This window comes from Vibrio neonatus, assembly GCF_024346975.1.
Taxonomy (GTDB): Bacteria; Pseudomonadota; Gammaproteobacteria; order Enterobacterales; family Vibrionaceae; genus Vibrio; species Vibrio neonatus.
On the sequence record NZ_AP024885.1, the window covers coordinates 243,945 to 267,867 of the forward strand.

18 protein-coding genes are annotated in these 23,923 nt (G+C 44.5%); 9 read left to right on the plus strand and 9 right to left on the minus strand.

Features of this window, described 5'->3' with window-relative positions; all coding sequences use genetic code 11:
- Positions 1-10 precede the first annotated feature (10 nt).
- The 5 genes from OCU38_RS01245 to msrA form a co-directional block, all read right to left on the minus strand.
- Positions 11-1,270: an ABC transporter permease gene (locus tag OCU38_RS01245; protein WP_261823473.1), complete on the minus strand. Its 1,260-nt coding sequence runs from the start codon at positions 1,268-1,270 to the stop codon at positions 11-13.
- Positions 1,267-1,986, minus strand: coding sequence for an ABC transporter ATP-binding protein (locus tag OCU38_RS01250; protein WP_261823474.1), 720 nt, complete (start codon positions 1,984-1,986; stop codon positions 1,267-1,269). Before OCU38_RS01250 ends, OCU38_RS01245 begins: the two co-directional genes overlap by 4 nt.
- Before the next feature lie 70 nt (positions 1,987-2,056).
- Positions 2,057-2,860 carry a zinc uptake protein ZrgA gene (zrgA, locus tag OCU38_RS01255; protein WP_261823475.1) on the minus strand — a complete coding sequence of 268 codons (804 nt, stop codon included), beginning with the start codon at positions 2,858-2,860 and terminating at the stop codon, positions 2,057-2,059.
- 170 nt (positions 2,861-3,030) lie between these two features.
- Positions 3,031-3,582, minus strand: coding sequence for a YtfJ family protein (locus tag OCU38_RS01260; RefSeq protein WP_261823476.1), 552 nt, complete (start codon positions 3,580-3,582; stop codon positions 3,031-3,033).
- A 110-nt stretch (positions 3,583-3,692) separates the two neighbouring features.
- Positions 3,693-4,325: a peptide-methionine (S)-S-oxide reductase MsrA gene (gene msrA, locus OCU38_RS01265; RefSeq protein WP_261823477.1), complete on the minus strand. Its 633-nt coding sequence runs from the start codon at positions 4,323-4,325 to the stop codon at positions 3,693-3,695.
- A gap of 135 nt (positions 4,326-4,460) precedes the next feature.
- Here msrA and tamA point away from each other — a divergent pair, with 135 nt between their 5' ends.
- The 4 genes from tamA (at position 4,461) to OCU38_RS01285 (ending at position 11,035) form a co-directional block, all read left to right on the plus strand.
- Complete coding sequence (tamA, locus tag OCU38_RS01270; RefSeq protein WP_261823478.1) at positions 4,461-6,185, plus strand: autotransporter assembly complex protein TamA; 1,725 nt, start codon at positions 4,461-4,463, stop codon at positions 6,183-6,185.
- 2 nt (positions 6,186-6,187) lie between these two features.
- Entirely contained in the window at positions 6,188-10,030 is a 3,843-nt protein-coding gene (gene tamB / locus OCU38_RS01275; RefSeq protein WP_261823479.1) for an autotransporter assembly complex protein TamB, read from the plus strand.
- Between the two features lie 92 nt (positions 10,031-10,122).
- Positions 10,123-10,467: a gamma-glutamylcyclotransferase family protein gene (locus OCU38_RS01280; RefSeq protein ID WP_261823480.1), complete on the plus strand. Its 345-nt coding sequence runs from the start codon at positions 10,123-10,125 to the stop codon at positions 10,465-10,467.
- Between the two features lie 46 nt (positions 10,468-10,513).
- Positions 10,514-11,035, plus strand: a complete 522-nt coding sequence (locus OCU38_RS01285; RefSeq protein WP_261823481.1) for a lipocalin family protein — start codon at positions 10,514-10,516, stop codon at positions 11,033-11,035.
- On the opposite strand, the gene fbp is transcribed toward OCU38_RS01285, so the two are convergent.
- Positions 11,032-12,048: a class 1 fructose-bisphosphatase gene (gene fbp / locus OCU38_RS01290; RefSeq protein WP_261823482.1), complete on the minus strand. Its 1,017-nt coding sequence runs from the start codon at positions 12,046-12,048 to the stop codon at positions 11,032-11,034. The two genes, OCU38_RS01285 and fbp, sit on opposite strands and share 4 nt — an antisense overlap.
- A 221-nt stretch (positions 12,049-12,269) precedes the next feature.
- Between fbp and mpl the strand changes: the two genes are divergently transcribed.
- On the plus strand, positions 12,270-13,634 hold the full coding sequence (gene mpl / locus OCU38_RS01295) for a UDP-N-acetylmuramate:L-alanyl-gamma-D-glutamyl-meso-diaminopimelate ligase (RefSeq protein ID WP_152821476.1): 1,365 nt from the start codon (positions 12,270-12,272) through the stop codon (positions 13,632-13,634).
- Complete coding sequence (locus OCU38_RS01300) at positions 13,625-14,266, plus strand: flavin prenyltransferase UbiX (RefSeq protein WP_152821474.1); 642 nt, start codon at positions 13,625-13,627, stop codon at positions 14,264-14,266. Before mpl ends, OCU38_RS01300 begins: the two co-directional genes overlap by 10 nt.
- 77 nt (positions 14,267-14,343) lie before the next feature.
- Here the strand turns inward: OCU38_RS01300 and OCU38_RS01305 are convergent, their stop codons facing one another.
- On the minus strand, positions 14,344-15,720 hold the full coding sequence (locus tag OCU38_RS01305) for a PhoH family protein (protein WP_023402495.1): 1,377 nt from the start codon (positions 15,718-15,720) through the stop codon (positions 14,344-14,346).
- A gap of 299 nt (positions 15,721-16,019) precedes the next feature.
- On the opposite strand from OCU38_RS01305, the gene rapA reads away from it, so the two are divergent.
- The 3 genes from rapA to OCU38_RS01320 are packed head-to-tail and all read left to right on the plus strand — an operon-like array spanning position 16,020 to position 20,655.
- Positions 16,020-18,926, plus strand: coding sequence for an RNA polymerase-associated protein RapA (gene rapA / locus OCU38_RS01310; RefSeq protein WP_152821472.1), 2,907 nt, complete (start codon positions 16,020-16,022; stop codon positions 18,924-18,926).
- A 13-nt stretch (positions 18,927-18,939) separates the two neighbouring features.
- Complete coding sequence (gene rluA, locus OCU38_RS01315; RefSeq protein WP_152821469.1) at positions 18,940-19,677, plus strand: bifunctional tRNA pseudouridine(32) synthase/23S rRNA pseudouridine(746) synthase RluA; 738 nt, start codon at positions 18,940-18,942, stop codon at positions 19,675-19,677.
- A 9-nt stretch (positions 19,678-19,686) separates the two neighbouring features.
- Positions 19,687-20,655 (plus strand): D-2-hydroxyacid dehydrogenase, encoded by a 969-nt coding sequence (locus tag OCU38_RS01320; protein WP_152821466.1) that lies wholly within the window; start codon positions 19,687-19,689, stop codon positions 20,653-20,655.
- A gap of 56 nt (positions 20,656-20,711) precedes the next feature.
- Here the strand turns inward: OCU38_RS01320 and OCU38_RS01325 are convergent, their stop codons facing one another.
- Both OCU38_RS01325 and OCU38_RS01330 read right to left on the minus strand, forming a co-directional pair.
- Positions 20,712-21,149 carry a universal stress protein gene (locus OCU38_RS01325; RefSeq protein ID WP_152821464.1) on the minus strand — a complete coding sequence of 146 codons (438 nt, stop codon included), beginning with the start codon at positions 21,147-21,149 and terminating at the stop codon, positions 20,712-20,714.
- A 73-nt stretch (positions 21,150-21,222) separates the two neighbouring features.
- The gene (locus OCU38_RS01330; protein WP_152821461.1) at positions 21,223-23,796 is read right to left on the minus strand and encodes a TRAP transporter permease; all 2,574 of its coding nucleotides are present in this window, start codon (positions 23,794-23,796) and stop codon (positions 21,223-21,225) included.
- Positions 23,797-23,923: the final 127 nt, after the last annotated feature.

The following is a 23,923-nucleotide window of genomic DNA, read 5'->3' on the forward strand; positions in this document are numbered from 1 at the left end:
TGATAGTCTCTTAAATTCGAATAGTCATGCCATCAGCGAGTGACTGGCGATATGCTCTAAAGGCTGGAATGAAGCCGATGATAACACCAGCTCCAAGAACTAACCCAATTAAGGTCCATTCATGTGCGGTTAGCATGCTTAATTCAATACTAATGCCATAGAGTTTTAGGATGATGGGTTTCAGTATAAATAACATAGCGTAAAGCCCCGCAACACCCGTCACAATACCGGCTAGAGTTAGAGCGGTCGCTTCACTAATGAGTAAGGCAAAAATGTGTCTAGGGCGTGCACCCATAGCGCGTAATATGGCCATTTCTCGGCGGCGCTCTTGCAGACTGGTCAGTAGGCTACTGAGCATGCCAAGCAAACCTGAAATCACGACAAATCCAGACACAACCAACAAGGCTTGTTCGGCAATGGACATCATTCCCCACAATTCATGTAGTGCGATACCCGGAAGAATGGCGCTTAACGGTTCTTTGTTGTAGGTGTTGATTTGTCGTTGCAGAGCAAAAGTCTGAATTTTTGATTTAAGCCCCAGCATAAATGCAGTGATCTGCTTAGGTTGGAAATCCATTTTTTTCAGAGCATCAGCGCCTGGGTTACCACCTAAATTGGCCCCAGATTCCCACCCCACGTGAATAGCTTCGATGGCTTTTAGGGAAACGTGCACCGTTTTATCTACCGGTGTACCTGTTGGGGCTAAGATCCCCACCACTTTAAATGGAAGGTGATCGTGGCGGGCAAATCCTACGTCGGAAATGCCGTGCGCAATAATGATCTCTGTACCAATTTTATAACCCAGAGTTTCAGCAACTTCTGAGCCGATTACGGTTTCAAATAATCCGGAAAATGGCTTACCTGCACTCAATTTTATGTGCTGTTTTTTGCCGTATTTAAAATGGTCAAAATAGGCTTGGGTGGTGCCCATCACCCGAAAACCTTTGTGCGAGTCACCAAGAGAAATAGGGATGGCCCAATCCACAACCGGACTATTGCTAAATTCTTCAAAGCTTTTCCAGTCAATATTATTGGTGGCGTTACCAATACGAAAAACAGAATAAAGAAGTAGGTTTACTTGGCCAGAACGAGCGCCAACAATTAAATCTGTACCAGAAATGGTGTTGGCAAAGCTGTTTTTAGCCTCGGTACGAATGCGCTCAACACCCAGTAATAAAATGACGGAAATAGCGACCGTTAAAATAGTGAGAAAAGCGGTTGTTTTTCGGTTAGAAAGGCTTTTCCAAGCTAAATGTGCAGTGGTGTTCATTCGCTTAATCCCTCGGCTTTAACTTGATTGAGTTCTTGAAGGTTGAGGCGAGTATTGAACAGCCCTTCAAGGGTTGGATCATGGCTAACAAAAACCAAGGTTGATTGTGCTTGCTCTGCCTGCTCCATTAATAACTCTAAAAATGCGGTGCGATTGGCAAAGTCTAATGAGGAAGTCGGTTCATCTGCAATAATAAGTCGTGGTTTACCGATTAAGGCGCGCGCTGCAGCGACGCGTTGCTGTTGACCAATACTGAGCTCGACAACCGGTTTATCTAATAGCTCTTCTGCAAGATGAAGGCGTTGTAATAGTTGGCGTGCTTGCTGTTTTAGGTCGCCATCGACACCCTGTTTTCTTTGCTGTGAAAATTGGCAAGGAAGAATCACATTATCCACAACAGATAAATAAGGCAGCAAATTAAATTGTTGAAAAATATAGCCTATGTTGTCAGCGCGAAAACGATCTCTTTGAGTTTGCGAAAGGCTAGATAATTCGGTATCTAATACTTTAAGGAAGCCACTATCACTGGTCGAGATGCCGGTAAGTAAGCTGAGAAGTGTCGACTTGCCACAGCCACTTGGCCCTTTAATGAAGATGTGCTGACCTTGTTTGACCGTAAGCGTTGGTATATCTAAGGTAGGTGTGGAGTTACCCGGCCATGCGAAACGAACATCTTTGAGTTCGATTACGGTATCTGTTTGAGAATGTGTAGTCACTATGTTTCCTATTACAATCTGCCGAAAAGTGACGAGAAATGGTCACCGCGTTTCGCGGTGACCATAGAGACTAAAGCTTAATAACGCTGTTGCCTTTAGTTAGCTCGGTAGCAAGTTGAGCTGAATCTGTTAGCAAGTTTGCGTGGATAACCTTTGTGCCACTAAATAGCTTGAACCAATTTGTGTCAATCTGAGTCAGTTTACTCATATCTTTACATTGATATTGGTATGCAATGTTAAATTGACCATGTCCGTCATGATGCCCATCGTGGTCGTGACCTTCATGTGCGTGATGATCGTGTCCATCATGGTCATGCCCATCGTGGTCGTGGCCTTCATGTGCATGATGATCGTGTCCGTCATGATCATGCCCATCGTGGTCGTGGCCTTCATGTGCATGATGATCGTGTCCGTCATGGTCATGCCCATCGTGGTCATGGCCTTCATGTGCATGATGATCGTGTCCGTCATGGTCATGTCCATCATGATCATGGCCTTCGTGGTCGTGACCTTCATGGTCATCATGATCGCCTTCAGAAAGAGCAGGAGTCACTTCTTTAGTAGTGAGTGTACAACCCGCTTCATCACTGATTTGCAAAATAGAATCAGCAGAGTTTAAGTGAGCCATTGCTTTGTCAAAAACCTTATGTTGCTTGTCCGTTTTTGGCATGTGCTCAAAACCGATCACATCAGCGCCTGGAGCACGAATTTCAACTAAAAGATCTTGGCCGTCTTGAGCGATATTTAGCTCAACGCTGCCGTGTACATGAGCACCATGCTGACGGAAATGTTCTTCAGCGTGAGCTGAAATAGACGTTACCGCTAGCGTCAGAGCACTTAGGGAGAAAAGTAGTGGCTTAACAGCTTTTATCATTGTTCTAATTACCTATTGATGCAATGTCGACGTATTGTAACGTCGATATTTTTCATTCATATTTCTATATGGTTGTTATTTTCACTCAATTTAATGCCCATAAAGGCGTTAAATATCATGACTCACAACCCATAGAGCGCATTTAAACAGCAAAGTTTATATGGTTGGGTTTATAGGTTACTTTTTACTAAAGAGATAACGTGCTGTATTTCTTTAGGGGTTAACTCACCTTCTTTAGCCCAAAGGATCTCTCCGTTCTTACCCTGAACCGCAATCATTGAGCTTTTTGCTTCAAGGTCCCACGCTTTAGCCACCGCACCATGTTCATCTAAGACAATAGAAGAGTATGGGAAATCACGTTTGCTATCTTCAGCACTGGATTTAACAAAAGAGCTGGTACCCCAGATAGCATCATCTTGATTCACAATCGTGGTCGTTTGATACTTATCTTTTGGGAAATCAGCATTAATAATCGCATCTATCATCGGCTTATTTAGGGCCTTGGCCGCAGAGCGCCCGGCGATAGCTTGGATTACGCGAGTTTTACCCACCATGCTTGCTGAATCCCACTGATGATATGTTATATCATCCTGATTGGCTATAACTTCTCCAAAACTGGAAACATTCACCGCAGGAGCCGTTTTTCCGGTTGGCATATTTAGTGCCCATGAAGAAAAAGGCATAGTGATAGCTAATACAGCGAGTAGGGGTTTTATTTGCATGTTTAAATCCATTGTTATGTGAATAGCCACTTAGAAGCATTGCAACGACAAGTGATAATTTGCCTTAAGTATATGGTAAGTAGATTTATTTACACCTGTGAAGTTCCATATTAGTTCTGTGGAGGGAAGCAAATTCCGGTTCCGCCAAGGCCACAATACCCGTCTGGATTCTTTGCTAAATACTGTTGATGATACTCTTCGGCAAAGTAGTAAGGGCCGGCTAAGGTGATTTCAGTAGTAATGGTGGCTTTCTCTGATTGAGCAAGTAACCGTTGATAGACAGCGAGTGAGGCTTTAGCTATTTGCATTTGCTCATCGTCATAGCAGTAGATAGCGGAGCGGTATTGTGTGCCCGCATCGTTGCCTTGACGCATTCCTTGAGTCGGGTCGTGTTTTTCCCAGAAGAGTTGCAGTAAAGCGTCTAGGGATATTTGTTGCGGGTCGAAAATAACACTTACCACTTCGGTATGTCCGGTTTGTCCGGTACAGACTTCTTCATAGCTTGGGTTGGGTGTATATCCACCGCTATAACCCACTGATGTTGAAATCACTCCAGCGGTATTCCAGAACAGGCGTTCGGCTCCCCAAAAACAACCCAATCCGAGTAAGATTTTTTGGCAACCTTTCGCTGGTGGTGCGGTCAAATCAGTATGATTAACAAAATGATGACCCAGTTTAACGATAGGATTTGTGCGTCCAGGCAACGCATCTTCCTTTGAAATCATGGTATGTTTATCAAACATGTGCTCTCCTAGCAAAAGTAAGTGTTTTTTAAATTTTTTATCACGGATCAATCCTTTATACTACTTAGTCGACCCATGGGGAAATTTTCTGCCTACACATCTGTCTCGTTACAGGAAGTACAGTAACCATAAAAAATGAATCAACGCGTAATACGGATATTTATCGCTTTTGTCCTTTTGGTTATAAGCCAAATGTGTCGAGCCGAGGCAACCCTCAGCATCAACGGCCTTTCTAGTGAGGTCGAAGATAATGTTGAGGCGTATTTGTCTGCCATTCCAGAGGATGAATATTCTACCTCCCTTCGTTTTCAATCTCGTGTTGAAGATAGCATTGTTCAAGCTGTTAGAGCTTTGGGCTACTATCATCCGATCCTTCAATTTACCGTCAACAAAGAAGACCAAGAGCTCACGGTTGATGTGAAACTGGGTGATCCTGTGGTTATTGATACCGTCGATGTAAAGGTGAGCGGAGAAGCCAAAGACGATCGTGAATTTGCAGCCTTGATTAAGTCGAGTAACTTAAAAGTAGGTCAAAGGCTAAATCATGGTGATTACGATGCACTTAAATCAGGCTTGCGTAATCTGGCACTAAAGCGAGGTTATTTTGAGGGGGACTTTAGTACCACTCGTTTAGAAGTATCTCCAGAGCTGAATAAAGCTTTTATTCATCTTCACTATGAAAGTGGCATTCGATATCGCTTTGGCCCAACTAAGATCTTAGGCTCTCAGATAGAAGAGAAAAGAGTGCAGTCTTTAGTGCCATTTGAACAAGGCGACCCTTATTTAGCCAGTCAGATAGGTTTGCTCAATCAAAACCTATCCAGTACATCTTGGTTTTCTAGCGTATTTGTAGAACCGGATCTAAGCAAAGTGGGTGATGGCAATCGAGAGTTGCCGATGACCATTCAATTGTCACCACAATCTCGTCACCAAGTCGAAACCGGTATTGGTTATTCAACCGATGTTGGCGTGCGCGGCTCATTAAGTTGGCGGCGACCTTGGTTGAACCCACAAGGTCACAGCTTCGATAGTAGCTTCTCTCTTTCTAAACCAGAGCAAGAGATTGTGGTGGGTTATAAAATCCCTTTAGAAGATGTGCTGCGTGAGTACTACCGTGTTCAATATGGTATGAAACATCTCGACAATAACGATACCACCAGTTTTGAATCCAGCTTAGGCCTTGAGCGACATTGGGCTTTGGATAGCGGCTGGCATCGAACCGTATTTATCCGCTTACTCAATGAAGATTTTACTCAGGGTTCTCAAGAAGATAACTTCACCATGTTGTTGCCCGGTGTGTCGTTTTCTAAAACTCGTACCCGAGGCGGCCCTATGCCAACATGGGGTGATAAACAGTCCATTACCTTTGAATATGGCGATCCGGCGCTGTTCTCCGAAACCCGAGTGTTAAGGGTTCAGGGACGCACCACATGGATTCGCAGTTATAAAAAGAATCATCGTGGCATATTTTATGTCGGTGGTGGCGCAAACTTTACTGAGTCGGTATTCGACCTTCCGCCATCGTTACGTTTTTTTGCTGGTGGCGATAATAATCTGCGTGGTTATGAGTATGAATCCATCTCTCCAAAAGACGACGAAGGTAAGCTTACCGGGGCTAAGTTTATGGCCACAACCAGTTTAGAGTATCAGTACCGTGTGTATGGAGATTGGTGGCTAGCGACATTTGTTGATTATGGTGATGCGTGGAACGAAACCCCAGAATGGAAAACCGGCACAGGTGTTGGTATTCGCTGGGCTTCTCCTGTAGGCCCTGTAAGGCTTGATTTTGCCTTTGGTTTAGATGCTGATGAAGGAACCGACAAGTTCCAGATTCACTTTGGTTTGGGTCCGGAGTTGTAACTATGACAGAGTCAAAACAAAGCAGCCAAGCTAAAGCTGCGCCAACGCCAGCTAAGAAAAAGCGCCCGTTGTGGCGGCGCATTCTATGGACTCTTACCCATATATCGTTAGGTGTATTGGCACTTATTCTGCTTATCCTTATTTTGCTATGGGGACTGCTATTTACCAATCCTGGTTTAAACAGCATTCTTTGGACTGCGGAAAAATTTGTCCCTGAGCTAAAAGTTGAACGCACTGAAGGGGCGCTGCTTACTGACTTTGAGTTGCATGGCATTGTCTATGACAACCCTGATTTAACCGCTGCCTTAAAAGCCGATAAATTAGAGTTGGATATTCAGCTACGCTGCCTTGCCGAAATGAAAGTGTGCATTAAAACTTTGGGCATTGAAGGGGCTAATTTCTCATTAGACCAACTGCCCTTAAGTGAGGATGTTGCCGAAGAGCCGAGCGAGCCGTTAACCAGCATTTCATTACCCTTTGGCTTAGGTATTGATATTGAGCGTTTATATTTGAACGATATCTCGCTTGATGTGTTAGGTAATAAAGCAGCATGGCGAACGTTTGAAAGCGGCGCGAAAATGCGTTTTGATAACCTTATTTTAAGTCCTACTATTTTTGATGGTGGCCGAGTTACTCTTGCTCCAAGCAAAGAAGAACCGCCATCAAGCACGCCACCGCCTACCACTAATGCCTCAGATGCGCCGACCGATATCAATATCGTGTTACCTGAAATATGGATACCACTGAGTGCAACGGTGCAAGACATTACGGTGACAGATTTTAAAATCACCGAACCTGCGGTGGAAATAACTCGTGCGCATTTAGTTGGTGAAGCTCACGGCAATAATGTCACGATTCAACAGTTTGAATTGGTGATGCCACAACTGGATTTAAATTTAGATGCCACCGCTGAGCTCAAGGGCGATTATCCTTTATCGCTAGATCTGGATGCAAAAATAAAACAAACCACCTTGGCCGGACAATCTCTATTTTTAAATGCCAAAGGTAGCGCCGCTGATTTGAGTTTAAATGCAGGGTTAAGGGATCTTGTAGTTGCTGATCTCGATGCTAATTTAGCCTTGCTCGATCCTAATATTCCGTTTGATATTGATTTGACTAAAACCAAACTGCAGTGGCCATTGCGCGGTGAAGCCGATTACAAAGCGCAAATTGCCCGCTTACAAGCCAAAGGCTCATTAACTCAGTACGCACTTGATTTACAAGCCGCCGCTCAAGGTAAGCAGATCCCGGATGTCAATTTAGCCGTGGATGGTGAGGGGAATTTAGAGCAGATAGATCTGAAAAACATCAATGTACAAGCACTCAAAGGTGTCGTCAAAGGGCAGGTTTTAGCCAATTGGGCTGCTCCAATTAACTGGGATGCGAAGTTGAATCTACAGCATATCCAGCCGGGAAGTTATTGGCCGAATGCTGAGGGTGATATTAGCGGTGATATAGAAACTACCGGACGTTTGCCGACAAAAGGCGGCTGGGAAGTTGAGCTATCTCATCTGGATATTGACGGTATTTTCCGTAATTACCCGTTAAATATTAATGGCGTTTTGCAAGCAAAAGACATTTCCGGAAAAGGTGACTTTAGGGTTAATACTCCCGGCATTGTGGTGGCGCATGGTCAGAACAATATTCGAGTGTCTGGTAACTTAGACCAAAATTGGAATATCGATACTCAGTTAGATATTCCTGAAATAAAAAATACAGTACCGGATGCCTCAGGTAAGGCAATAGGTTTAATTAAGGTTCGCGGGCCATTTGCGACCCCTGAGATCATTGCCGATGTTACCGCCACTAAAATTGCTTGGCTCGACCAACTCACTGTCGCGTCTGTTTCCCTAAAAGGGGATGTGATCCCGCTACCTGCGCCGCGAGGCGATCTCGATGTCGTAGTGGCGGGGCTGCAGCATTTAGAACAAAAAGTGAAACGCAGTGAATTTAGCTTTAGCGGCTCTGAAGAGAATCATCGAGCCTCTTTTAGTATTGATTCTGATGTGTTGCAAGGGGGCTTTAGCGTTCAAGGTTCGTTAGATACTAAGCAAGGTATTCAATGGAAAGGCGAACTGCAAGATGCCAGTTTAACTACAGTGCAAGGTGAGTGGGTTGTCGACCACAGCCCAAAACTTGCCTATGACGGCAATACGCAAAGTGTATTTGTGGAAGCGCATTGCTGGTTACAAGCAGATTCTAAATTGTGCTTAGACAAAGATGTGAATGCCGGTCAGTCAGGGGAGGTGTTTGCCAGTATTCAGAGCTTTAATTTCTCACAGGTTGCCGCTTTGATGCCACAAGATATTTCGGTAGTCGGTACTGTCGATGCCACTGTGCGCGCCAAATGGTCACCAAGCGCATTGCCAGAACTAGAGATGAAAGTGGATCTTCCACAAGGAAGCGTAACCCAACAACTTGATCGCCCATTGGTAGTAGGTTGGAACCGCATTGATGTTACCGCCAGCTTGCTCAAAGATGACTTAAAAGCTGATTGGGATATCGACCTAACTGATAATGGTGCGGTGAAAGGTCGGGTTGAACTGGATAAAGTCTCTAAAAAAGACAAACAGGTTGATGCGCGACTGCAATTGCAAAAAATCACTTTAGATATGCTTGCACCAATGTTTGGTGAGTTTAGTAAAGTGGCGGCTGATATTAATTCTGATATTAAGCTGAAAGGGCCGGTCACTAAGCCTCAAGTGTTTGGTGATTTTAGAGTAGAAAACATTATTGCCACCGGTGATATTAGCCCTGTGGATGTTACGGGTGGTCAGGTGGTCGCTACCTTCTCAGGCTATCAAGGCAAACTGGATTCAACCATAGTGACCCAAGACGGTGACCTATTGATGAAGGGCGATGGAGATTGGCAAAATATTGATGATTGGAGAGCTAACCTCAGTTTGTCAGCTAACCAATTATTGATCGAAGTGCCACCAATGGTTAAAGCTAAGGTTGAGCCCGATATCGATGTTGCGATATCTCCGGGATTAATCGATGTCAAAGGTGAAGTGCGTTTGCCGTGGGGACGAATTACGGTTGAAGAGCTTCCGCCATCGGCAATTTCAGTCTCTTCTGATGAAGTGATTGTGAATAAAGACCTGCAACCTTTAGAGGAAAGTAGCAAGTTCCCATTCGAGATAAAAACCAATATTAAGGTGGTGATCGGGGATGACTTCTTACTGAGCGCCTTTGGATTAAAAGGCGGTCTGGTGGGTGAAATGAACGTTTCGCAAAAGAACAATGCGCCGTTTATTTTAGGTGAAGTGAATATCGTTGATGGTAAATATCGCTCATTCGGTCAAGACTTACTTATTGAAGAGGGTAAAGTTCAATTCAATGGCCCAGCCGATTTGCCATACTTATCCATTAAAGCGATTCGTAATCCAGATAACACCGAAGATGATGTTATTGCTGGAATTAAAGTTACTGGCCCTGCTGATGAGCCGAGTATTGAAGTGTTCTCAGAGCCATCCATGCCACAAGCCAATGCCTTGTCATATATTCTGCGAGGACAAGATCTGGATAGTGAGTCCGGTGGTAATGCGATGACCACAGCCTTGATTGGGCTGAGTTTAGCTCGTAGTGGGCGTGTGGTTGGTGAAATCGGTGAAGCCTTTGGCGTCAGTGATTTGCAGCTTGATACCGCAGGTAGCGGGGATGATTCGCAAGTGACTGTGAGTGGTTACATTCTACCGGGGTTACAGGTTAAGTATGGCGTTGGGATTTTTGAATCTATTGGTGAATTTACCTTCCGTTATCGTTTAATGAAAGATCTCTATTTAGAGTTGGTTTCAGGTACCGATAGTGCAGTAGATTTGTTGTATCAGTTTGAATTTGATTAATCATATCAATCACACTAAGTAAGTGATCATTTTAACAAGCTAGAATGACCCGTTATTTAGTACGATTGGTATCATAGACACAGGATGAGGGTATGCAGCATTTAGTTTTTGTTTACGGAACCTTAAGGCAAGGCGAGTCTAATCATCACCTTTTGCAAGAGAGTGATTTACTTGGCATCTATGAAACACCCGCACAATATTCTTTGTATGATTTTAGTGCTTATCCTGGCATTGTGGAAGGTCACAACAGCATCACAGGAGAGGTGTATAGAATCAGTGATGAAGTGTTGGCAAAATTGGATATTTTGGAAGATATACCCATTGAATACCGCAGAGAGACTATCGAAACCACCTTTGGTGAAGCTTGGATTTATATTTATCAGGGCACAGAATCGGGTAAAGCGATAGAATCTGGAGACTGGAATTTGCGTAATTAGTCATACAAATAACCCTAAAGTTATCTTCATTGAACAAGGAAGTAAGATGAAAAAACCGTTAATAGCATTAGCATGTATCATGCTATTTGGCTGTGTGGGCAAGCCGGAAAAAGTGACCCCAGTTAAGAATTTTCAATTAGACCGCTATCTAGGTAAGTGGTATGAAATTGCGCGTTTGGACCATTCTTTTGAGCGAGGAATGAATCAGGTCACAGCAACTTATTCAATGAAGGAAGACGGTGGTGTTCAGGTATTAAATCGCGGTTATTCTACCCAAGATAAAGAGTGGAAAAGCGCCGAAGGTAAAGCCTATTTTGTCGATTCTAGCGATGAGGGCTATTTAAAAGTATCCTTCTTTGGCCCATTTTACGGCTCTTATATCGTCTTTGAGCTTGAGAAAGAGAACTACGATTACGCTTTTATCTCAGGCCCTAATCATTCCTATCTATGGTTATTGTCTCGAACTCCTGAAGTGAGCGCCGAGATACAGCAGAAATTTAAAAGCCAAGCAGAAGAGCTTGGCTTTGATATCAGTCAATTAATTTGGGTCAAACAGACCGCAGATTAATATTCGTCAGGGTTCTGTGCGATGAACTCATGCAGCGTATCGATCATTGAGTTTGAACCAGTAAAGAACGGAACACGTTGGTGTAGTTCAGTTGGTTTAAGCTCCATGATGCGCTGTGTACCGTCAGTCGCTTTACCGCCTGCTTGTTCCATCAAGAATGCAATTGGGTTGCACTCATAAAGAAGACGCAGTTTACCTTTAGGGTAAGAACGTGTGCTTGGGTACAAGAAGATGCCACCCATTAGCAAGTTACGGTGGAAGTCTGATACTAGAGAACCGATATAACGAGACGTATATGGACGCTTAGTTTCAGTGTCTTCTACTTGGCAGTACTTGATGTATTTTTTTACACCTAGTGGGAATTTAGCGTAGTTACCTTCGTTAATTGAGTAGATGAATCCGTCTTGAGGAATCGTCATGTTTTCATGAGATAGACAGAAAACACCAATTGAAGGGTCATACGTAAAGCCGTGAACACCTGCACCTGTTGTGTAAACTAGCATGGTTGAAGAACCGTAGATTACATAACCAGATGCAACTTGCTCTGTACCAGGCTGAAGAAAATCTTCTTCTTGAGCTGGAGAGCCAATTGGCGAAATACGACGATAAATCGAGAAGATAGTACCAACAGAAACGTTCACATCAATGTTGCTTGAACCATCTAGTGGATCCATTAAAACAACATATTTTGCGTTTTGGTTTTGCTCTTTAGTAAAAGAAACCGCTTGGTCTTCTTCTTCACTTGCAATACCACAAACTTGGTCACGAGCTTCAAGAGCAGCCTTAAAGTTATCGTTCGCAAATACGTCAAGTTTTTGCTGTGCTTCACCTTGAATATTTTCTGCGCCAGCAGCACCAGTGATATCAACAAGGCCAGCCTTATTGATCTCTCGGTTAACTAACTTAGCAGCAAGACTGATAGAAGAGAGTAGTGACGATAATTCACCACTTGCAGCAGGAAAGTCATTCTGCTTCTCTACAATAAATTCACCTAGCGTTCTTAAATTGGACATGGGGGATTCCGTTTATTTGTATGACAAGTTCTTTTTTTAGGCAAATATACAGCACAAAACATATTAAGACACGCAAACTAACCGATCTATTTCACAATTTTCTGACTTTAATCACTTGGAATTGTATGCGTTCGTGTCCAGAATCTAGTTAGAATCTCTTAATACGGCTTATTGGTGTGCTTATAAAAATAAAGCCACCGTTCAAGAATAACAGGAAAGTTATGCATATTCATATACTTGGTATTTGTGGCACCTTCATGGGAGGTGCTGCGGTATTGGCAAAACAACTGGGTCATAAAGTGACAGGCAGTGATGCCAATGTTTACCCTCCAATGAGCACTCTTTTAGAGTCAGAGGGAGTTGAAATTATTCAAGGCTATGATCCTCAGCAACTAGAACCGCGACCTGATCTTGTGGTCATTGGCAATGCAATGAGCCGTGGTAATCCATGTGTCGAGTATGTTCTAGACAATAATTTGAAATACACCTCAGGCCCACAATGGCTACAAGATTTCTTATTGCAAGATCGCTGGGTGTTGGCTGTAGCAGGCACACACGGTAAAACAACCACTTCAAGTATGTTGTCGTGGATTCTAGATGACTGTGGTTACGAGCCGGGATTTTTGGTCGGTGGTGTATTAGGTAACTTTGGTCAGTCAGCGCGCTTAGGCAAGAGTATGTTCTTTGTGGTTGAAGCGGATGAATATGACAGTGCCTTCTTTGATAAGCGCTCTAAATTTGTCCACTACCATCCTCGCACTTTGGTGATGAATAACCTTGAATTTGACCATGCGGATATTTTTGACGATCTGGAAGCGATCAAACGTCAGTTTCATCATCTAGTGAGAACGGTTCCGAGCAATGGGCGTATTTTGGCACCTGCCGATGACTCTGCTCTAAATGATGTGCTCTCTCGTGGCTGTTGGAGTGAGACTGAGTTTACCCATAAAGATTGGCAAGCGAAAAAACTGCATGCTGATGGCAGTCATTTTGAAGTTTACTTTGAACAGAAAAAAGTTGGCGAGGTGCAGTGGGATCTGGTGGGCGACCATAATGTGAATAATGCACTAATGGCTATCGCGGCGGCGCGTCATGTGGGTGTAGTACCTGACTTAGCTTGTGAAGCATTGGCTCGCTTTATTAATACCAAACGTCGCTTAGAGCTGAAAGGCGAAGTGCATGGGATTACGGTTTATGATGATTTTGCTCATCATCCAACCGCCGTTGAACTGACTCTCGATGGTTTACGTAACAAAGTGGGTGAGCAAAGAATCTTAGCGGTATTAGAGCCGAGATCCAGCACCATGAAAATGGGGGTGCACAAAGACACATTAGCCGCTTCATTAGGTTTGGCCGATAAAGTGTACCTCTATCAGCCTGACACCATTCAATGGTCAGTCAAGGATGTGGCGAAGCAGTGTTCACAACCGACTTATACCTCGGACTCTGTCGATGACATTGTTAAAGAGTTAGTGGCTGAGGCTCGCAGTGGCGATCATATTCTGATCATGAGTAATGGTGGCTTTGAAGGCATACACGGCAAACTGCTGGATGCCCTACAAACAGCAGGTCATTCATGCCAATAACACAACCAATAGACGCACAGCAAAAAAGCATCACTTTGGCAATGACCGGAGCATCGGGCGCTCCGTATGGTTTAGCCTTGCTGAAAAAACTATTGGCTGCGGATTATCGAGTTTATTTCTTGATTTCATCAGCGGCGCGGGTGGTATTAGCCACAGAGCACAACCTAAAGCTTCCAAGTGGTCCAGATGCCATTAAATCTGCGCTTGTAAAGCACCTAGAGTGCGATGAAACTCAGCTGGTGGTGTGTGGCAAGGAAGATTGGTTTTCTCCTGTAGCGTCGGGCTCAGCCGCGCCTAAACAAATGATTGTTTGTCCTTGTTCGGCGGGCAGTCTTGCCTCTATCGCGCATGGTATGTCGGATAATCTTATTGAACGCGCTGCGGATGTGGTGCTTAAAGAGCGCGGACAATTGATCTTAGTGGTGCGAGAAACGCCATTTTCGACCTTACATTTAGAGAATATGCTTAAGCTGTCCAAGATGGGGGCCACCATTATGCCGGCCGCGCCTGGTTTTTATCATCAGCCACAAACCATAGAAGACTTAGTGAACTTTATGGTGGCACGGGTGCTCGACCATGTTGGGGTTGCGCAAGATTTAGTGCAGCCTTGGGGTTATGATAGACGTCAGTAATATTATTTATCTAGGACTCAGAGCTTGCTCTGAGTCCTAGTTTCTTATGCCTTGCTAAAATTAATAAAAGCGAATGCCTACAAATTTTCTTCTGCAAACTCTGCCAAGCGACTGCGCACTACACCGTTTAAGTGCACATTGGCCGAACCTTCAAAGTTTTTAAAGCGCTCAACCATATAAGTCAGCCCTGATGTCACAGGGGTTAAGTAGGGTGAATCTATTTGCGCTAAGTTTCCTGAGCAGACAATTTTCGTCCCTTCACCACAGCGAGTGATGATGGTTTTGATCTGCGAAGCGGTCAGGTTTTGACACTCATCGAGTAATACAAAGGCGTTTTGAATGGAGCGTCCACGCATAAAGTTGATGGATTTAAACTGAATATTGGCTTTCTCACAAATGTACCTGAGTGAGCCTTCAGTGCAATGATCGTTTTTATGCAGTGCTTCCAAGGTATCGGTGACAGCCGCCAGCCATGGCAACATTTTCTCTTCTTCATTGCCGGGTAAGAAGCCAATCGATTCGCCAATTTCTGGGGTGTTGCGAGTGACGATGATTTTATCAAACATCTTTTGTTCAACGGACTGCTCCAATGCCGCCGCCATCGCCAGTAGAGTTTTACCGCTACCTGCCGCGCCCGTTAGAATAACTAAGTCGATATCTGGGTCGAGTAGCGCATTCAGCGCCATGCCTTGATAGATATTTTTCGGTTTAATGTCCCAAGCGCGACGACTCATTAATTTGTCTCGTCCGAGATCTTTTAAGGTGATGGATTCTTCTTCAATGCGAGTGACGCGAGTGGCAAAGTCACTATCGGTATCCAGCACATACTGATTGATATAAGGCTGTTCTATGGTCGATTGATGCACTAGATGATGGGTTTTTCCGGCTAATGCAATGGAGTTAACCTCATCGACTTTGTCCCAAAAATTGCCCTCGCATTGGACGAAGCCTTTAGTTAAATACTGCACGTCATCAATTAATTGGTCGGTGCGATAATCTTCAACGTAGCGAACTCCTGCTCCCTTGGCTCGCAACCGCATATTGATGTCTTTAGTGACTAGAACCACATCTCGCGAAGCGCTCTTTTTTTGCAGATGGATAACCGCATTTAAAATTCGATTATCACCGGCTTTATCGGCAAATGCTTTGACGGTTTCGTGCAGTTCAAAGTCGGCCAATATGGATAAGGTGCCAGTTGATTTGGCTTCTGTGTTAAAGCAAATACCTTCTGATATTTGTTCAGGAGTGGCTTCTCGGAAAATATCTTCCAATGTGCGAATGGCAATGCGCGCATCACGAGCAACATCTCGTTTACTGTCTTTGATGCGGTCGAGTTCTTCGAGTACCGTCATTGGGATGACGACGTCGTGTTCTTGAAAGGAAAAAATAGCGTGCGGTTCGTGAAGTAGGATGTTGGTGTCGAGTACAAAAATCTTACGTTTTCTATCACCCATAAGCGGCTCCTGTGCTTATTTGATGTTGTGAAACCTAAGTGTTCTCAATATTCAGTTTGATAGACCGATGAAGAGAGCACAACTAGATATCGTTAACCCCTTCTATTTTTAGTCTAGTTTAGTTTCATTTAGTTGACAGTTTGATTGCATGATTTATGCCCAGTATGTGTAAGGTTTTTCGTGCTCCTAATGCCGCAATGTACTATGATTACGCCCTTTTTCTGGCAGGAAACTTAGGTAAATTTGCTTAAATTTCTTCTACTATTGTTAGAGTTAAATTGATAAAGGGTTTTAGCTGAATGGCATTTGCGATTGGTCAACGTTGGATTAGTGATACAGAAAGTGATTTAGGGCTAGGAACGATAGTGGCAATAGATGCCCGAACGGTTACCTTAATGTTTGCCGCCTCGGAAGAAGAGCGACTGTATGCCATCAGCGATGCTCCAATCACGCGCGTTACGTTTGCCGTTGGTGATACCATTGAAGCGCATGAAGGTTGGTCACTGGTGGTGACTGACGTAACCGAAGACAAAGGCGTGCTTTGCTATACAGGTACAAGAGAAGATACCGGTGAGCAAGGCGTTGAGCTTAGAGAAATATTTTTAAGCCACCAAATTCGATTCAATAAACCGCAAGATAAATTGTTCACCGGACAAATTGACCGCATGGACAACTTTGTACTGCGTTATCACGCATTGAACAATCAATATAAGCAGCATAAAAGCCCTCTACGCGGCCTCACAGGTATGCGTGCTGGCTTGATTCCTCATCAGCTATTCATTGCCCAAGAAGTCGGTCGTCGTTACGCTCCGCGTGTATTATTGGCCGATGAAGTTGGTTTAGGTAAAACCATTGAAGCGGGCATGATCATCCATCAGCAAGTGTTGGCCGGTCGCGCTGAGCGAATTTTAATTGTTGTGCCAGAAACCCTGACTCACCAATGGTTGGTTGAGATGATGCGTCGTTTCAACCTGCATTTCTCGGTGTTTGATGAAGAGCGCTGCATTGAAGCTTATGCAGATGCGGCCAATCCTTTTGATACTCAGCAATTAGTCTTATGTTCATTAGACTTCTTAAAAAACAGCGCTAAACGTCATCAACAAGCGCTAGAAGCTGACTGGGATTTGCTGGTGGTTGATGAAGCTCACCACTTAGAGTGGAGTGTCGATGCGCCGAGTGCAGGCTATCTAGCGGTTGAATCTTTGGCTTCAAAAATACCAGCGGTATTACTGCTAACGGCTACCCCTGAGCAATTAGGTCGCGAGAGTCACTTTGCTCGTCTGCGTCTATTAGATTCTGACCGTTTTTATGATTATCAAAGCTTTGTCGATGAAGAAGACAACTATGCCCCCGTTGCAGAGGCTGTGAGCCAACTTCTTTCTGGGCAAGCATTGCCTAACGAGGCTAAAAATCAAATAACCGAATTGCTATCAGAGCAAGATGTTGAGCCAATTTTTAAAGCAATTTCTGATGATCAGCATCCAGAGCAACAAGCATTAGCCAGACAAGAGTTAGTCGATAACTTGATGGATCGTCACGGTACGGGTCGCGTATTGTTCCGCAATACTCGCGCCGCAATTAAAGGTTTTCCTGAGCGCCGCGTACACTTATTGCCAATGACAATGCCTGAGCAATACCTGCGTGCAATTAAGGTATCTAAGATCTTCAACGTCGATTTATCTCTAGAAAAACAAGCGGGCATCATGCTTTACCCAGAAGAGGTATTCCAAGAGCTGGGAGACTCTGGTTCTTGGTGGCAGTTTGATAGCCGCGTAGATTGGTTGATTGAAAAGGTAAAAGAAAAACGTTCCGATAAGATCTTAGTGATCGCATCAAGAGCTGCTACAGCATTACAGCTTGAGCAAGCACTACGTGAGCGAGAAGGTATCCGCGCCACGGTATTCCATGAGGGAATGTCGATCATTGAACGCGATAAAGCAGCAGCCTATTTTGCCCAAGAAGATGGCGGCGCACAGGTGCTAATTTGTTCCGAAATTGGTTCTGAAGGTCGTAACTTCCAGTTCGCTAACCAACTGGTGATGTTTGATTTACCGTTCAACCCTGATCTTTTAGAGCAGCGTATTGGTCGCTTGGATCGCATCGGTCAGAACTCAGATATTGATGTATTTGTGCCTTATCTTGAAGGCAGCTCGCAAAGTGTATTAGCCCGTTGGTACAACGAAGGTTTAAATGCGTTTGCGGAAACTTGTCCAACTGGTCGCACGGTTTACGAGCAATTTGCGTATGAATTAACAGAAATGATTGCGACAGGTGATAGCTCAGCGCTGGATGATGTGATTGCGCAATCAGTGAAAATGAATCAGCAGTTAAAACAAGACCTTGAGCATGGTCGTGACCGTTTGTTAGAGATGCACTCTAATGGTGGTGAGCGCGCGCAAGAGTTAGTAGAAAAAATTGCCGCCAAAGATAACGACACTCAGTTTGTTAGCTTTGCGCTGAGCCTATTTGATTGCATTGGTTTAAACCAAGATGATAAAGGCGAAAATGCACTCGTGGTTACTCCATCAGAGCATATGTTAGTACCTAGTTATCCGGGGCTTCCTTATGACGGCGCGACCATCACCTTTGATCGTGATACTGCACTGTCTCGTGAAGACATGAACTTTATGTCTTGGGAACACCCAATGATCCAAGGTGGCATTGACCTATTATTAAGTGAAGGGGTCGGTGCATCAGCGGTTTCGTTGTTAAAAAACAAAGCACTGCCTGTCGGTACTATGCTGTTAGAGCTGATTTATCTGGTGGATGCCCAAGCGCCTAAACGCAGTGGAATTGCGCGCTTCTTACCGCAAACACCAATTCGATTGATGTTAGATGGCAAAGGGAATGATCTTTCGGCTCAGGTTGAGTTTGATAGCTTTAACCGTCAATTAAGCCCTATCAACCGTCATATGGCGAGTAAGCTAGTGACCTCAGTACAAGCTCAAGTACAAGCGTTAATTGCCAAAGGTGATGAAGCGATATTGCCTAAGCATGAGCAAATTAAACAGCAAGCCAACGCTGAAATGAAAGCCAGCTTAAGTGCTGAGCTTGAAAGATTGTTGGCACTAAAAGCGGTGAATCCAAATATCCGTGATGAAGAAGTTCAAGTTATTGAACAGCAAATCACTGAATTAGAAGGTTTCATCTCTCAAGCTCAAATCCAGTTGGATTCATTGCGCTTGATCGTTGTTTCTCACAATTAGAGTGAAATAGAGCATGGCCATGATTGAGTACAATCCACCCACAGACCCTTGGATTGATATTGTGTACCAAGATGACTATATCTTGGTGGCAAACAAACCGGCAGGTTTACTGTCGGTTCCTGGACGAGAAGCCAAACACTACGACAGCTTATGGAGTCGTCTAGTGGTGGATTATCCAGAAATCCAAGTAGTGCATCGCTTAGACATGGCCACCTCTGGCTTGATGCTGTTTGCTCTGACTAAAGACGCAGAGCGACACATCAAGAAGCAGTTTCAATACCGTTTGACCCATAAAATCTACTACGCTCGCGTGTGGGGTGAGCTAGAAGAAAAAGAAGGCATAGTTGATTTGCCCCTAATCTGTGATTGGCCCAATCGACCAAGACAAAAAGTGTGTACTCAAGATGGAAAACCGTCGCGCACTGACTACCAAAAAGTTCAGCAAGAAGCGCAAACCTGTATTGTACGTTTGTTGCCAATTACCGGACGCTCCCATCAGTTACGTGTGCATATGAGTGAAATGGGGCACGCTATAGTTGGCGATGAATTCTATGCAGAGGGTGAGGCAAGGGCGTTTTCCGAGCGCTTGCAATTGCACTCTACCGAACTGAGTTTTTATCATCCAAAAGACAATAAATTAGTCAGTATGTTTGTGCCATGCGACTTTTATCCTGAGGCAAAACCGTTAGTATTAGAGCTCTATTTAGCTGAACCTGAGTTACCTGATTACAAAACTTTGCCTAAGCATTAAGGATTTTGCATGTCACAGTCGTTACCTAAAGTTGTCTTTCTAGATAGGGCAACTATTCCTGCGCACGTTCCATTTCGCACACTGAATTTTCCGCATCATTGGGTAGAGTACGATTATACTTCGCCGCAGCAGGTTGAGGATCGCCTACAAGACGCTGATATTGTGATTAGTAACAAGGTTGTTTTGAGTGCAGACATTTTAGAGAAACAGCCGCAGATCAAGTTGATCGCAGTGTCAGCAACGGGCACTAATAACGTCGATCTTGATTACTGTCGCGAGCAACAAATCGCAGTGTGCAATATTCAGGGCTACGCCACTCAATCTGTGCCAGAGCATGTGATCGCCATGATCTTTGCGTTAAAGCGCAATTTATTTGCTTATCATCAAGATATTGCTAACGGTGTCTGGCAGCAGGACAAACAATTTTGTTTCTTTACTCATCCCATTTCTGATATTGCTGGCTCAACGATTGCGATTATGGGAAGCGGTAATCTAGGGCAAGGGGTTGCGACTTTAGCGCGCGCTTTAGGCATGCAAGTGATCTTTGCTGGTCGTAAAGGTGAGCAGAAAAGCAAGCAAGGCTACGTGCCTTTTACTGATGCACTACAGCAAGCGGATATCGTTTCTTTACACTGCCCATTAACTGAATCTACCACCAATCTGATTGGGCTTGATGAACTAAAATTGATGAAATCAACCGCAGTGCTGATAAATACGGGACGTGGTGGCTTAGTCAATGAATCTGACTTAGTTGCGGCTTTGAAATCCGGTGAGATTTCTGGCGCAGGGGTGGATGTGTTCACTCAAGAGCCAGCAGATAACTCGAATCCACTATTAGCGAATATCTCATTACCTAACTTGCTGTTAACCCCTCACGTGGCTTGGGGCAGTGATTCTGCTCTTAATCGCTTAGTGAGTATTCTGTTCGATAATATTGAACAATTTATGGCAGGCAAACACAGCAATCGAGTGGTTTAATCTATAGCTGCTTAAAAATACGAGCACCAATTACTGGTGCTTCGTTAATTCTTCTATCAGCCTTGTGGTTTGATCACTAACACGTTTACAGGCGAGTTATGTACGACTTTGGTTGCCACTGAACCTAGCACCACATTATCAATTCTTGAACGTTTGTGGCTTGGCATCACAATTAGGTCGGCACCGAGTTTTTCTGCGTAATCTATGATGGTGGCGTAAGGTTTACCTTCCGCAATATGCACATGATAAACCAACTCTGGGTCGATAAACTTATCTGCAAAATTGCGCAGCTGGATATCAACATCTTTCTTCATATCTTTAATCGCATCTGGTGGGAAATAAGTTGCGACCATGGACATGTGAACCCCTGGTAATACGTTTAGCAGATGCAGTTGTGCATTACTTTGTTTAGCATGCCAAATGGCTGCTTTTAGTGCTTTGTCACAGAAGCCTTTTTCATTTAAGTCAACGGGAACTAAGATCTGTTTATACATGAGAAGTGCTCTTGATATTGTGTCATACCTATTGCCCCATAGTGCAGGCTATGGGGCATTGAGCGAAATCAAATTAAGTGGTGATAGACTCTCTAGTTACGCGTCGTTTTTGATTTAAGCCCATTAATATCACCAAAATAAGCGCAGGTAAGAAAACCCACTCCTTCATCGGGCGCTCGGCTTTTTGGATGATATGTTGAATTTGCCAATCAAAATCGATTCCAGAAGCCTCGGCTGGACTGCCAAACTCCACCATATCAACGATGACATTATCGTCATTGTGAGACAGCATTAAGCCCATTGATGAGATGCGATCTTCAGCAGATACAGCGTCATCGTCAAAAGGCAGGCGCACTGTTTTAGCAATGAACTTTCCTTCAATGTTTTCACCCGCAACACGCATTTCCAGTGTTTGCCCAACAGGCATTTGCTGTACTACTTGCGAGATTTCTGAGGCAGGCACTTCTATCTTGGCTGGGTAGATTTGATCCCACCAAAAACCCGGTCGGAAGAAAGTGAAGGTCAGTAGCAATAAAGCGATGGTTTCCCACCATTTATTCTTAGTAAACCACCATCCTTGTGTGGCAGCAGAAAACAGCAACATAGCGGTGATGGCGGAAAGTACCGTAAGTAATAAGTGCCACCAACTGTCGATCCCCATCATTAATAGTTGAGTATTAAAGATAAACATAAACGGCAAAATTGCGGTACGTATATCGTAGGTAAAGCCCTGAATACCGGTGCGAATAGGATCGGATTTAGCAATCGCGGCTGCAGCAAAAGCGGCTAAACCTACTGGCGGTGTATCATCGGCAAGAATACCAAAGTAGAACACAAACAAGTGCACGGCAATAAGCGGAATGATCAGCCCGTGAGCGGCGCCTAGGGTGACGATAACAGGAGCCATTAAGGTAGAGACCACTATGTAGTTGGCGGTAGTCGGCAATCCCATTCCCAGTATCAGGCTGATAATAGCGGTAAAGAGAAGCATCATAATGATATTGCCACCAGAGATGAACTCGACAAAGTCAGTCATCACTAAGCCAATACCGGTTAGGGTCACTACGCCCACCACAATACCCGCCGCCGCCGTTGCTACGCCAATGCCTATCATATTACGCGCGCCAGATACTAAAGCTTCCAATAGATCGTGTACGCCCAGTTTGAAGGCGGCAAAGGTGTTGTTTTGCTTGTTAAACAGATCCATCAGTGGACGCTGAGTGAGCAATACAAAAATCATAAACACACTGGCCCAAAATGCTGATAAACCCGGAGAAAAGCGTTCTACGGTTAAGCACCAAACAAGCACTACGATAGGCAGTAAAAAATGCAGTCCTGATTTTACCGTAGGGCCAACATCTGGAATTTCTGTTAGCTCTGGGTCCATTTCTGCGTGTTCTTGATAGCGAGATGACACGCGAACAAGAGCAATATAGCTCAGCAATAGAGCTACGGTCACAATCGGTGTTGCAGCAGCGCCAAATACATCTTTGGTCCAGCCAATGCCGTAATAAACCGCAGCACTGATCACACATAAGCCTAAAATGGTGCCAACAAAGGAAGTCAGGCTTTGCAGTTTGGTGGGTGTGTGTCGGCGTGGCAGTCCTTGCATTCCTGCTTTGCAGGCTTCCAGATGCACAATATAGATAAGAGCAATATAAGAGATTAATGCCGGCAAGAGCGCCGCTTTAATCACTTCGACATAGGATATTCCGACGTATTCCACCATCAGAAACGCCGCCGCGCCCATAATGGGTGGCGTCAACTGGCCATTGGTTGAAGCGGCAACCTCTACCGCGCCCGCTTTGGTGCCCGGAAAGCCCACTCGCTTCATCAGTGGAATTGTGAAAGTCCCCGTAGTGACGACGTTTGCAATCGAAGAGCCAGAGACTAAACCGGAAAGCCCAGAGGCGACGACAGCCGCTTTTGCTGGGCCTCCGCGCATATGACCAAGCAATGAGAAGGCCACTTTAATGAAGTAAGCACCTGCTCCTGCGCGCTCTAGCATGGCGCCAAACAATACAAACAGGAAAACAAAGGAGGTAGAAACGCCCAGTGCAATGCCGAAAACCCCTTCGGTTGTCAGCCATAAATGCGACATCGCTTTGTTTAAGCTCGCCCCTTTATGTGCAATAACGTCAGGCATATGTGGGCCGCCAAAGGTGTACAGCAGAAATACTGCGGCAACCACCATCAGTGGTGGACCTAATGCGCGACGTGTTGCTTCAAGTAGCAATACCATTCCTGTTACTGCGGCCACAATATCAAAAGAAGTGGGTGCGCCAGAGCGTCCTGCTAGTTGGGTGTAAAACAGATAAATATAAGCGGCCGATAAACTACCGACTAACGCCAGAACCCAATCAACGACAGGAATTCTGTCACGAGGTGAGCGTTTCATTGCCGGGTAAGCGGTAAAGGCTAAGAAGATAGCGAAGGCTAAGTGAATAGAACGAGCCTCAGTATCATTTAATATGGCGAAGTTAAAAATAAACGGCAGTGGTGATGCATACCAAAGCTGGAATAGTGACCAGCATAAAGGTACAAACCAGAGAATTTTTCCAGCAATTCCGAAGGGATTACGTGCTCCCGTATCGGCTTGCGCGACGATATCTTGAGCTTCTTGGGACGGAGTCGTTGAATGTGTCATTAGTGTATCCTAATTCTGTTGACGCAGATTGGGCTAAGAACTGTGATTGGTATAACCGATACTTCTAGACCAAGCCGAAATACTAGCCAAAAAAAATTACAATATAGAAAGGTGTTGCCAAGTTGTG

Bases quoted from the DNA above. Each gene is read 5' to 3' on its own strand.
- OCU38_RS01245 (WP_261823473.1), bottom strand. From the start codon at position 1,270: ATGAACACCACTGCACATTTAGCTTGGAAAAGCCTTTCTAACCGAAAA.
- zrgA (WP_261823475.1), bottom strand. From the start codon at position 2,860: ATGATAAAAGCTGTTAAGCCACTACTTTTCTCCCTAAGTGCTCTGACG.
- OCU38_RS01260 (WP_261823476.1), bottom strand. From the start codon at position 3,582: ATGCAAATAAAACCCCTACTCGCTGTATTAGCTATCACTATGCCTTTT.
- msrA (WP_261823477.1), bottom strand. From the start codon at position 4,325: ATGTTTGATAAACATACCATGATTTCAAAGGAAGATGCGTTGCCTGGA.
- tamA (WP_261823478.1), top strand. From the start codon at position 4,461: ATGAATCAACGCGTAATACGGATATTTATCGCTTTTGTCCTTTTGGTT.
- tamB (WP_261823479.1), top strand. From the start codon at position 6,188: ATGACAGAGTCAAAACAAAGCAGCCAAGCTAAAGCTGCGCCAACGCCA.
- OCU38_RS01280 (WP_261823480.1), top strand. From the start codon at position 10,123: ATGCAGCATTTAGTTTTTGTTTACGGAACCTTAAGGCAAGGCGAGTCT.
- OCU38_RS01285 (WP_261823481.1), top strand. From the start codon at position 10,514: ATGAAAAAACCGTTAATAGCATTAGCATGTATCATGCTATTTGGCTGT.
- fbp (WP_261823482.1), bottom strand. From the start codon at position 12,048: ATGTCCAATTTAAGAACGCTAGGTGAATTTATTGTAGAGAAGCAGAAT.
- mpl (WP_152821476.1), top strand. From the start codon at position 12,270: ATGCATATTCATATACTTGGTATTTGTGGCACCTTCATGGGAGGTGCT.
- OCU38_RS01300 (WP_152821474.1), top strand. From the start codon at position 13,625: ATGCCAATAACACAACCAATAGACGCACAGCAAAAAAGCATCACTTTG.
- OCU38_RS01305 (WP_023402495.1), bottom strand. From the start codon at position 15,720: ATGGGTGATAGAAAACGTAAGATTTTTGTACTCGACACCAACATCCTA.
- rapA (WP_152821472.1), top strand. From the start codon at position 16,020: ATGGCATTTGCGATTGGTCAACGTTGGATTAGTGATACAGAAAGTGAT.
- rluA (WP_152821469.1), top strand. From the start codon at position 18,940: ATGGCCATGATTGAGTACAATCCACCCACAGACCCTTGGATTGATATT.
- OCU38_RS01320 (WP_152821466.1), top strand. From the start codon at position 19,687: ATGTCACAGTCGTTACCTAAAGTTGTCTTTCTAGATAGGGCAACTATT.
- OCU38_RS01325 (WP_152821464.1), bottom strand. From the start codon at position 21,149: ATGTATAAACAGATCTTAGTTCCCGTTGACTTAAATGAAAAAGGCTTC.
- OCU38_RS01330 (WP_152821461.1), bottom strand. From the start codon at position 23,796: ATGACACATTCAACGACTCCGTCCCAAGAAGCTCAAGATATCGTCGCG.